General features: G+C 64.6%; 9 protein-coding genes. 7 read left to right on the plus strand and 2 right to left on the minus strand.

The window, feature by feature from the left end; all coding sequences use genetic code 11:
- Positions 1-33 precede the first annotated feature (33 nt).
- Positions 34-801: a metal ABC transporter ATP-binding protein gene (locus RBB39_RS20325; protein ID WP_253028525.1), complete on the plus strand. Its 768-nt coding sequence runs from the start codon at positions 34-36 to the stop codon at positions 799-801.
- Positions 801-1625, plus strand: coding sequence for a metal ABC transporter permease (locus tag RBB39_RS20330; RefSeq protein WP_253028524.1), 825 nt, complete (start codon positions 801-803; stop codon positions 1623-1625). The genes RBB39_RS20325 and RBB39_RS20330 overlap by 1 nt, the downstream gene beginning before the upstream one ends.
- A 380-nt stretch (positions 1626-2005) precedes the next feature.
- On the opposite strand, the gene RBB39_RS20335 is transcribed toward RBB39_RS20330, so the two are convergent.
- Positions 2006-2608 (minus strand): helix-turn-helix domain-containing protein, encoded by a 603-nt coding sequence (locus RBB39_RS20335; RefSeq protein ID WP_253028523.1) that lies wholly within the window; start codon positions 2606-2608, stop codon positions 2006-2008.
- A 376-nt stretch (positions 2609-2984) separates the two neighbouring features.
- Here RBB39_RS20335 and RBB39_RS20340 point away from each other — a divergent pair, with 376 nt between their 5' ends.
- From RBB39_RS20340 to RBB39_RS20360, 5 genes are all read left to right on the plus strand, one after another.
- Positions 2985-4049, plus strand: a complete 1065-nt coding sequence (locus RBB39_RS20340; RefSeq protein ID WP_045992514.1) for a C4-dicarboxylate ABC transporter substrate-binding protein — start codon at positions 2985-2987, stop codon at positions 4047-4049.
- Positions 4050-4142: 93 nt separating this feature from the next.
- Positions 4143-4658: a TRAP transporter small permease subunit gene (locus RBB39_RS20345; protein ID WP_045992515.1), complete on the plus strand. Its 516-nt coding sequence runs from the start codon at positions 4143-4145 to the stop codon at positions 4656-4658.
- Positions 4655-5986 carry a TRAP transporter large permease subunit gene (locus RBB39_RS20350; RefSeq protein ID WP_045992516.1) on the plus strand — a complete coding sequence of 444 codons (1332 nt, stop codon included), beginning with the start codon at positions 4655-4657 and terminating at the stop codon, positions 5984-5986. Before RBB39_RS20345 ends, RBB39_RS20350 begins: the two co-directional genes overlap by 4 nt.
- Positions 5987-6015: 29 nt before the next feature.
- Complete coding sequence (locus RBB39_RS20355; RefSeq protein ID WP_253028522.1) at positions 6016-7053, plus strand: Ldh family oxidoreductase; 1038 nt, start codon at positions 6016-6018, stop codon at positions 7051-7053.
- 178 nt (positions 7054-7231) lie between these two features.
- Complete coding sequence (locus tag RBB39_RS20360; RefSeq protein WP_290442689.1) at positions 7232-8119, plus strand: DMT family transporter; 888 nt, start codon at positions 7232-7234, stop codon at positions 8117-8119.
- A 113-nt stretch (positions 8120-8232) separates the two neighbouring features.
- Here RBB39_RS20360 and RBB39_RS20365 read toward each other — a convergent pair whose 3' ends face one another.
- Complete coding sequence (locus tag RBB39_RS20365; RefSeq protein WP_253028520.1) at positions 8233-9828, minus strand: arylsulfatase; 1596 nt, start codon at positions 9826-9828, stop codon at positions 8233-8235.
- Positions 9829-10479 lie beyond the last annotated feature (651 nt).

Here is a 10479-nt window from a genome sequence, read left to right on the forward strand (position 1 = left end):
TTTCGAAATCGAGAAAGGCTCTGGAGAATGTTCATGCCGCTATTGTCGATCGATGATCTGCGGGTCGTCCTGGGAGGGCAGACCATCCTCGAGGGCATAGACCTCAAGCTCGAATGCGGCGAAATCGTGACGCTGGTCGGCCCCAACGGGTCGGGCAAATCGACGCTTTTGCGTACCATCATCGGTGCGCTGACGCCCGCTGGCGGACGTTTGGTGCGAAGGCCCGGGCTCACCATCGGCTATGTACCGCAGCGGCTGGCCATCGGTCCGACCCTGCCGATGACGGTCACGCGCTTTCTCAACCTGCCTCGTCGACGTTCCCGCAAAGCCGTGCAGCAGGCCCTGGCGCAGGCCGGCGTGCCTGAGCTGGGCTCGCAACAGTTGCTGTCGTTGTCAGGCGGCCAGCGACAGCGTGTTCTGCTGGCGCGAGCCCTGCTGGAGAAGCCCGACCTGTTGCTGCTCGATGAGGCAACCCAGGGCCTCGACCACCGGGGTACGGCGGATTTCTATCGCCAGATCGAGCGGGTGAGGCGCGAAACGGGCTGCGCGATCCTGATGGTCAGCCATGAGCTGCATGTGGTGATGCGCACCTCGGATCGGGTGATCTGCCTCGATCGCCACGTCTGCTGCCAGGGCACGCCCGAGCGAGTGCTGGCGTCCCCGGCCTATCAGGCGCTGTTTGGCCCCGATACCGCTTACGCGCTCGCCTTCTACCGCCACGAACATCTGCGCGAAAAAGACGCCGCTAGCCCGGCCTTGGCGCAGGTGGGCGCTGCCCGCTCGTTGGGGGTCTCGGCCTGATGCTCGATGACTTCATGCTGCGTGCGGCGCTCGCCGGTATCGGTGTGGCATTGGCCGCCGCCCCGCTGGGCTGTTTTGTGGTGTGGCGCCGCATGGCCTACTTCGGTGATGCCACCGCGCACGCCGCCATCCTTGGTGTGGCACTGTCGCTGTTGCTGTCGACCTCGATCTTCGCCGGAGTGCTGGTGGTGTCGCTGCTGATGGCGATCCTGGTCTCGTTGCTCAGCGGTCGTGGCTATGCCATGGACACCTTGCTCGGGGTCATGGCTCACTCGGCGCTGGCCTTCGGGCTGGTGGCGGTGTCCTTCGTGTCCGGGGTGCGTATCGACCTGATGGCATATCTGTTCGGTGACATTCTGGCGGTCGGCAAGGGGGATCTGGTGTTGATCGCCGGCGGCGCCTTGCTGGTCATGGCGCTGGTGGGGTGGCGCTGGTCGTCACTGTTGACGGCGACCCTGGACGCGGATCTGGCGCGGGCCAATGGCATCCATCCCGGGCGCGAGCAGCTGGTGCTGACACTGTCCCTGGCGGTGGTCGTGGCGGTGGCGCTCAAGGTGGTGGGGGTACTGTTGATCGCTGCACTGCTGATTATTCCCGCCGCCGCCGCCAGACCCTTCTGCCGCACCCCGGAAGCCATGGTGCTGGTGGCAGTGGTGATCGGAGCCGCGTCTACCACCGGCGGTCTTCAGGCGGCCTACTGGCTCGACACGCCTACCGGTCCGACCATCGTCAGCCTCGCCGCTGTGGTGTTTGTCCTGTGTAGCCTGGTGGATCTCGGCAGGCGCCGGTTCGTCAGAATGTCTTCCAGCAATATCTCGTCCTGAACGGGTAACCCGTGCGTTGCTGCTTTGGGCGCAGGCCGCCACTGCAGGATCAGCCTTGCCTTACTGGCCCTTGCGCAGTCTAGCAGCATCATGAGTCATCGGCTGGTCTGGTGGCGATCTCCGCACGAGGAGGTTCAAAGTCGATATCGATGTCGCCATCGTCAGGCATCGCCAGCGTATCGGCGATGTTGCGACGTTGTCCGGCAAGCCGTTGGCACTATCGCTCGCACTGGAGCCATCGCTCGTCTGCCTGTACGCAAGCGCTACGGGCACCTAGCGTGGTCGGCCCCTGTGTGGCCGGCCACGCCGGCGCTTGTCCCGGGTCGGCGCAGTGTGCACGGGGCTCGGCGTCGGGACGAGCCGCACGGCTGTCGGGCTTCTCAGGACGTACAGATCCACAGTATCCGCGCCGGCTCGTCGCCGACCGATATCACCGCGTGGCCCATCTGGCTGTCGAAGGACATGCTGTCGGCAACCTTGAGCCGGGTCGGCTCGTAGTGCTCCGTCCATACCTCCACTTCACCCTGCTGCACCACGATCTGCTCATGTCCGGCGTGGCGCTGCAACTCGCCAAACTCCTCGATACTGGTGTTGAGCACCGTCGTGGAAAACACCAGAAAGTCCTTGGCCACCATGTCGTTGCACAGAAGCTCGAAGCGATAGTCGGGGGTCTCGACCACGGGCCCCTGGCCCGCCCGGGTGAGGGTACGCCAGCCGCTCAGGGCGCTGCGTTCGTTGTGATAGAAGAGTTCGCTGACATCTACCTCCAGGGCGGCGGCCAGCTTGACGATCACGTCGTAGGTCGGGGATAGCCGGCCGTTCTCGATACGCGAGATGCTGGCGGCGGAACTGCCCGAGGCCTCGGCCATCTGGGCGATGGTCAGGCCCCTATCGCTTCTGAGTGCCTTCAGGTTGGTGCCGATGGAACCTGCCTTGCGCGGACGCTCCCTGACGCGTGGGGGCGGGGTGACGGTGTCGCTCATGCTGGCCTCCGACGCCTTTGCCTCGAATTTTTCAAGAAAAAGCGTTGGTTGTTGGTCTTTTTTTATAGTTTTGACTGAATATTGCGTATATGCAATCCTCATTCACGAACGCGACAATAGCAAGGTGTGTGCGTGTGAGCGGGCGCTCCGGCGTGATCCCGGGGTTGCCAAAGCGCTTGCCAGCACGGTCATTGCGCTCCTAGGGCTTGTCTGAAAAGTGCCTGCGCTCGGTAATACGGCGTTAAAAATCGGATCAAAATGCTCATTTACACCCCGTAAACTGCGCTTTCTCACCGATTTTTGCCTTGTCTAACCTTCGCTCGTCGACTTTTCGGACAGCGCCTAATTTCCACAAGAAAATCCAATGGGGATAATAATGTACAAACTGAATCGACTGGCGGGTGGTGTCGCCCTGGCGGCCGCGCTGGCGGGTGCCTCGCTGAGTGCAAACGCAGAGGAAATGAACTGGAAGATGGCCACTCCCTGGGGCGGCGGTCCCTGGCTTGAGCGCGATGCCCAGACCTTCGCCGACTATGTCGACCAGCTGACGGCCGGTGACATCGCCATCGAGGTGTTCCCCGGTGGCACCCTGGGGGGCGCGCTGCGGGTCACCAATACGGTCAAGGCCGGGGTGGCCGAGGTCAGCCACAACTACGTCAACTACGACTACGGCACCGATCCCACCGCGGCGCTGCTGGCCGGGCATTCCAGCGGCCTGACGCCGGAAGAGTTCATGATGTGGATGTACGAGGGCGGCGGCGTGGAGCTGTATGAAGAGTTCCGCCGTGACGTCTTCGATGTGGTGGCCTTCCCCTGTTCGATTCTGGGCACCGAGATCTTCCTGCACTCCAACAAGAAGGTCGAGACGCTGGAGGACTTCCAGGGTCTGCGCCTGCGCACCTCCGGCGCCTGGGCCGAGATCGCCTCTCAGCTGGGTGCATCCACCGTGGTCATGGCGGGCAGCGAGATCTACAACGCCCTGGACCGTGGCGTGATCGACGCCGCCGAGTGGGGTAGCCCCGAGATGAACAAGCCCACCGGCTTCCAGGACGTGGCGCAGTACGTGATCCTGCCTGGCGTGCACCAGTCGGGTGGCTTCCTCGAGTGCCAGGTCAACCAGGACGCCTGGGATGCGTTGAGCGCCGAACAGCAGGAGCTGCTGCGTCTGGCCGGCAAGCTAAGCGTGTTCGACTCCTGGCTCGCGAGCTCCTACGCCGACCTCGAGGCCTACCAGGAGCTGGTCGACGGCCCCAACGAGATCGTCCAGCTGGATCAGTCGTTCATCGACGCCATCTATGAAGAAACGCGCAAGTGGGAAGACGAGAACGCCGAGAGCAACGAGTGGTTTGCCCGGGTGCTCGAGTCCCAGCGTGAGTTCAAGGCCAGCATGACCAACTGGCAGCAGTATCGTCTGCCGATCGGTGCCATGGGTCGCGACTGACCACACGCCTTGCGGCCCGGCCAGACAGCAAGAGCTAACCCCCTTGCTGCCTGGTCGGGCCGCTGTCTTTACCACCACCTGTGGGCAAACGAGATGAAGCTTATTCACGCTATCGAGCGGCTGACCCGCCTGGCGGGAGGGCTGGGCGCCATGCTGACCTTTCCGCTGATCGCGGCCCTGGTCTATGAGGTGTTCAGCCGTTACGTGCTGGGCCGCCCGACCCTGTGGGCCTTCGAGGTCAGCTACATGGTCATGGGTGCCATCTTCATGCTGGGCATGGCCAACGCCCTGCGCCTGGGCCAGCACGTCAGCGTCGATCTGTTGACGTTGCGCTGGTCGGATCGCACCAACGCAGCGGTGCGCCTGGTCGGCTACCTGCTGTTTCTGCCGGTGCTGGGCTGGCTGGTGTGGGAGCTGGGGCAGTATGCGCTGGAGGCCTTCGCCTCGAACGAGCGCTCTGGCCGCTCGGCCTGGAACCCGGTGATCTGGCCCGTATTTCTGACCTGGTGGGCCGGCTTCGTGCTGCTGGCGCTGCAGGTCGTGGCCGAGATCCTCAAGGCGATCCATATCATGCAAGGGCGCACGCCCGACCAAGGGGGCGCGGCATGAGCGACTATCTTGCGCTGGTGATGTTCCCGGCTTTGATCGGTTTCATCATCGCCGGCTTTCCGATCGCATTTTCGATGATTCTGGTGGCGACACTGTTCGGCATCATGCAGTTCGGTGACGCTGCCGCCTATCAGTTGCTGACCAAGATCGAGGACACCGCCTCCAATTCGATCCTGGCGGCGGTGCCACTGTTCATCTTCATGGGCGCCATGCTCGAGCGCTCCGGTATCGCCGAGCGGCTGTTCACGGCGATCCACTTCTGGACCCGTCGGCTGCCGGGGGGACTGGGCGTCGGCGCGGTGGTCATGGGGACCTTGTTCGCCGCGGCCAGTGGTGTGGTCGGTGCCACCGAGGCGGTGATCGGGCTCTTGGCCATCCCGGTCATGCTCAAACATCAGTACAGCAAGTCGCTGATGTCCGGCACCATCTGTGCCAGCGGCTCGCTGGGGACGGCGATCCCGCCGTCTATCACGGTGGTGGTGCTGGGCCCGGTGGCCAGCGTCTCGGTGGGGTCGCTGTTCAGCGGCCTGATGTTCCCGGGCTTCCTGATGGCGCTGTTCTTCTTGCTCTACATCGTGCTGATCGCCTACTTGAAGCCGGAGATGGCACCGCGCATGGCGCAGGACGACGCCGAGCGGGCGACCCTCGGCGAGAAGCTCAAGATGACCTTCGGTGCGCTGCTGCCGACCATGGCGCTGATCATGACGGTGCTCGGCACGATCTTGCTCGGCATCGCCACGCCGACCGAGGCGGCCGCCTGCGGCGCCCTGGGATCGGTGGTGCTGGCGCTGGCCTATCGCAACCTGACGCTGGACGTGCTGTGGAACTCGGCCAAGCGGACCTTGAATATCTCGGCGATGATTCTGCTGATCGTGCTGGGGGGCAACATGTTCGCCGGAGTGTTCTTCGCCGCCGGAGGCATGGCCACGGTGCAGTCGCTGTTGATGGACACCGGCATGAGCCCCTGGATGATCCTCGGCATGATCCTGCTGATCGCCTTCCTGGCCGGCTTCGTGCTCGACATGATCTCGGTGGTGCTGATCGTCATCCCGGTGGCCATGCCCATCGTGCGTGCTCTCGGCTTCGACGAGATCTGGTTCTGCGTGGCCTTCCTGGTGGTGATGCAGACTAGCTATCTGACGCCGCCGCTGGCACCGTCGATCTTCTACCTCAGGGCGATCACACCGCCGGAGGTGACGCTCAAGCACATGTACATCGGGGTGGTGCCCTTTATCGTGGTACAGCTGGTAGTGCTGGCGCTGGTACTGAGTTTCCCGTCGCTGGCGCTGTGGCTACCCGAGCAGTTGAGCGGCCCCTCGTGGAAATGACCCCGGACACTGACAAAGGAGACGCCCCCATGAAGGACTCCGACACCACCGTCGACAACGGGGCCTACCTGACCCGCGAGGCGCTGATGTCGCTCAGTCGCCGCGTGCTGGAGCACCAGGGCTTCAGTGCCGAGCAGGCCAGGGCCCTCGGCGAGACCCTGGTGGCGGCGCAGATGGACGCTAGCCACTCACACGGGCTCTACCGTCTGCTGGGGATCGTCCAGACGCTGCGCCAGGGCGCGGCGGTCGCCGACGCCGTCCCGGAGGTAGAAGACGTGGCCGCCGGGGTGGTGCGGGTCGATGCCGGCGGTGGCTTTTCACCGCTGGCCTTCGAGCTGGGGCTGCCGCTGCTGGTGGACAAGGCCCGCGACGCCGGGGTCGCGCTGATGGCGATCAATCACTGCGTGCATTCCACCGCCTTGTGGGTCGAACTCGAGCGGCTGACGGAACAGGGCCTGGTGGCGATCGCCTGTAACCCCACCCAGGCCTATATGGCGCCCCACGGCGGCAGTCGCCCGCTGTTGGGCACTAATCCGCTAGCCTTTGGCTGGCCCAGGCCAGGGCGCGAGCCGCTGGTGTTTGATTTTGCCACCAGCGCCATCGCCCGGGGCGATATCGAGCTGCATCGCCGCGAGGGCAAGCCGATCCCCGAGGGCTGGGGGGTCGATCGCGACGGGGGGCCCTGCACCGACCCAACGGAAGTACTGGATCACGGCGCCATGCTGCCGTTTGGCCAGCACAAGGGCTCGGCACTGGCGCTGATGGTCGAGCTGATCGCCGGCCCGATGATCGGCGACCTGCTGAGCGTCGAGTCCAGCGAGCACGACGCCGGTCGCGCAGGGCTTCCGTACCACGGGGAACTGATCATCGCCATCGACCCGGCGCGCACCGCAGGCGCCACCAGCGAGGCGCACATGGCCAGGGCCGAGCGCTTGTTCGACGAGCTGCTGGGCCAGGGCGCACGCTTGCCGGCCCAGCGTCGTTACCGTGAGCGGGCGCTGAGTGAATCACGTGGCGCCTGGGTGCCCCAGGCGTTGCTCGATGATATCGAGGCGCTGCTGGCGTGAGGTGACGCGGGGCGCCTTAGCCGAAGGTGTCGCCGCCCGGCCGAAGGTACATGAGGCTTACACGAAGTCATTGCCGCGCCTCTGGGACGCGCCGTGATCATTTCCTACGCTGGGGTACGGTTGGGCAGCGACGCCCGACCGAGAGCTCATTTGTTCGAAGCGAGGGCATGTCATGGCAATGACAGGGACGTTATTGGTGATGCTGGCATCGCTGCAGTGGGGGCTCGCCGGCGGTTTCGGCAGCCTGCTGTTGCAGCGCGACTGGACGCCTGAGGCGGTGTCCTTCTGGCGGGCGCTGGTGGGGGTGGGTGTGATGCTCGTGTGGCTGGCGCTGTCCTGGTGGCGGCGCGGGCGACCGACGGTCAACCGCCGGATGGCGATGTGGGCAATGCTCGCCGGGTGCGGTATCGCCGCCAACTTCACCTTTTACTTCATCAGCATCAGCGAGAGCAGTGTGGCGGTGGCGGCGACCCTGATGTACAGCGCGCCGATCTTCGTGTTCGTCGTGTCCTTCCTCACCGGGGCCGAGCGTCCGTCATTGGTGCAGTGGCTGGCCATGGCGGTGGTGATGGGCGGTATCGTGCTGTTGACCGGCATCTACCGCGCCGACGCCGGCGTGGTGACGCCTTTCGGGATCGCCGCCGGTTTGCTGGCAGGCGTCGGTTACGCCTTCTTCATCTTCGGCTTTCGCTTTGCGGCATTGCATGGCTCGGCCACGGCGGCGCTGCCGATGGCGCTGGCCACCGCCGCCCTGTTGATCCTGCCGCTGGCGGATTTCTCGACGCTGGCCTCGGTGCCTGCGTCCGCTGACGTTTCGCTGTTTCTGCTGGTCGGTGTGCTGGGCGGCGCGCTGTCGTTCTTCTGCTACGTTGTCGGCGTGCGCTATACGCTGCCGACCATGGCCTCCATCGTCGCCATGGTCGAACCGGTCACCGCGACCTTGTTCGGGCTGTTCGTGCTGGACGAGAGCCTGACCCTGCCTCAGGTCGGGGGCATGCTGCTGATTCTCGGCGCGGTGACCGGTATCAGCCTGCTCAAGCACCGTGCGGCGACAGCCTCAGAGTAGGCAAGTCGCCTCGATAGCACAGACGTCGTCGGCGCCACGGTCGTCACCGTCTGCCGACCTGGCAGAGACCAGTCCTGCGAGGGGCGCTGCGGGCCTTGAGCTCGGCGCCCGGGCTACTCCAGTCCGATGTTCTTGGCCGGGAATTTCTCGAAGGTGGCGCGATGGGCGCCGGCTTCGGCCACCATGGACGCCTGCCAGGCGTTGCGTCGGTGGCCGACGGTCATCTGTTCCTTGGGGTCGATGTAGAGATTGAACAGCCAAGGGGCCAGGGCGGTCCTTTCCACCGTCGCCATATCGATCCAGCGCAGGCCATCGTCGGCGCGCACCACAGCGGTATGCATCTTGTACTCACGCATGCGCAGGGCGGTGAACTGGTTGCCCAGCCACATGTAGACCTGCTCGCGGTGGGACTGACCGTTCTCGGTAAGCAAGAAGGACGTCTGGTCGATGCCGTCGATGTAGCGGTCCTGAGGGATGCCGTCTTCGGCGCCGCCCAGGGTGGCGAAGGTATTGAACAGGTCCATCAGATCGAACAGGCCGTCGGAGCGCTGGCCGGGCGGGATCATGCCCTTCCAGTAGGCGATGCCCGGGACCCGCACGCCGCCTTCCCAGGTGGTGCCCTTGGCGCCACGGAAGGGGGTGTAGCCGCTGTCCGGCCAGCTATCCATCTGGGGCCCATTGTCCGAGGTGACGAAGATGAAGGTGTTCTCCAGCTCGCCGCTGTCATCCAGCGCCTGAACGATGTCACCGATATAGCTGTCGACCTCGACGACGGCGTCCTTGTAGGGATACTTCGATGGACTGGCGCCGCGAAACGCCTCCGATGGCCAGTTGTCGGCGTGCACCTTCATGAAGGCGTGGGTGATGAAAAAGGGCGCGTCCTGCTGCGACAGCCGCTGGATGCTGTCGACGGTGTAGTCCCTGAGTCGGGCGTCACCCTCGGCCATGTCCTCGATGGAGCTGACCTGGCTGACCACCTCGGTGGTGCCGTCGGCGAGGCCGTGGATCAGGTTGTCATCGGCCTTGATCCGGTCGTAGCGCTCAAGCTTGTCGTCATCCAGTACCAGGTCGGGATAGCGACGCTCATCGAAGCGCTGGGTGTATTCCTTCTGCGCCCGGTAGTAGCCGTAGAACTCGTCGAAGCCCACATCGTGGGGGCGCATGCCTTCTTCTTCCCCGATATGCCACTTGCCCACCAGCAGACTGTAGTAGCCCTGGTTCGACAGCAGCCTGGCAATGGACGTCTCGCCTTCCCATGGATTCACGCTGACGCTGTCGCCGGCAAGGATCGGGCGGATCAGGCCGGTGCGTACCGGCAGACGGCCGGTAAAGATGGCCGCACGTGTGGGCGTGCAGGTGTACTGCGAATAGGTCGACGTCAGCATCAGGCCTTCATCGGCCAGCCGGTCCATATGCGGGGTGGGGGCGCCGACGGCCTCGCCACCACCGAAGGCGCCAGGGTCACCGTAGCCCAGGTCATCGACGATAAACAGCAGGATATTAGGCTTCTGGCCCGCGCGGGCCTCGAAGTCCGCCAGCGCCTGGGCGGCCGCAGCCTGCTGCTGGGGGTGGGGAATGGCCGGTTGACGATGGTCGTTTTCCGCCACCGCCCGGGACAGCGTGCTGGCCATGGCGATGGGGGCCTTGGCCGCCAACAGGCCTGCCGACAGGGCCACGGTCAGCATTGTCGCAGCGATGGAAGTCCTCATTTTCCACTCCATGTGTCGGGCCCAGGGAAAGAAGAGAGCCGCGGTGCCAGGGGAGACATGTGATCACTGAAGCAGGACGCTGTCTGGCGCCTGATGTCTTCCCGGTATCCGTCGGGTGGTGCCAGGATGTGCAGCATTGGCGTGTTGCTCGGGCGTGGTCGCAGTGTGGCGAGTGAGGTGGGAGGGCGCCATCCCCCGAAAGGCATAACGGCCTGGGCTCCATCGCCAGGCGGGTGCTTCCTGATCTTGCCCAACAAAAGTGGACACCGGTCTATGCGATCATTCGAGCTTCGAAGGCTGCTGGGCTGATCATCCCAATGGCGCTGTGGCGGCAGTGACAGCGGCGCAGACAGCGAACAAGCGCTGGCCCTGAGCGTCGCCGGTGCCGGCGACACCACCCTGGAGCGCATCGGCCAGGAGGCCGCGCTGCTGGTGGAGTAGGCAGTGGAGTAGAGAGTGGAGCAAGCGGTCGAATAGGCCGTGGAGCAAGCGGTCGAATAGGCCGTGGAGCAAGTGGTGGATCACTCCAGCGAAAGTCCCCTTCGATCACCCGGCCCTTGGCCGGGTGATGTTTTTTGCATAGCGACGAGCCTCCCTCGAGTACGAGACGCCTCGGCTATCTCGCATCGCTACGAGCGCTCCCAGCCCTCT

The sequence above is a fragment of the Halomonas sp. MMSF_3323 genome, from assembly GCF_030733595.1.
In the GTDB taxonomy this organism is placed as follows: Bacteria; Pseudomonadota; Gammaproteobacteria; order Pseudomonadales; family Halomonadaceae; genus Halomonas; species Halomonas litopenaei.

Excerpts from the sequence above, each read along its gene's own strand:
- RBB39_RS20325 (WP_253028525.1), top strand. The coding sequence starts at position 34 with ATGCCGCTATTGTCGATCGATGATCTGCGGGTCGTCCTGGGAGGGCAG.
- RBB39_RS20330 (WP_253028524.1), top strand. The coding sequence starts at position 801 with ATGCTCGATGACTTCATGCTGCGTGCGGCGCTCGCCGGTATCGGTGTG.
- RBB39_RS20335 (WP_253028523.1), bottom strand. The coding sequence starts at position 2,608 with ATGAGCGACACCGTCACCCCGCCCCCACGCGTCAGGGAGCGTCCGCGC.
- RBB39_RS20340 (WP_045992514.1), top strand. The coding sequence starts at position 2,985 with ATGTACAAACTGAATCGACTGGCGGGTGGTGTCGCCCTGGCGGCCGCG.
- RBB39_RS20345 (WP_045992515.1), top strand. The coding sequence starts at position 4,143 with ATGAAGCTTATTCACGCTATCGAGCGGCTGACCCGCCTGGCGGGAGGG.
- RBB39_RS20350 (WP_045992516.1), top strand. The coding sequence starts at position 4,655 with ATGAGCGACTATCTTGCGCTGGTGATGTTCCCGGCTTTGATCGGTTTC.
- RBB39_RS20355 (WP_253028522.1), top strand. The coding sequence starts at position 6,016 with ATGAAGGACTCCGACACCACCGTCGACAACGGGGCCTACCTGACCCGC.
- RBB39_RS20360 (WP_290442689.1), top strand. The coding sequence starts at position 7,232 with ATGACAGGGACGTTATTGGTGATGCTGGCATCGCTGCAGTGGGGGCTC.
- RBB39_RS20365 (WP_253028520.1), bottom strand. The coding sequence starts at position 9,828 with ATGAGGACTTCCATCGCTGCGACAATGCTGACCGTGGCCCTGTCGGCA.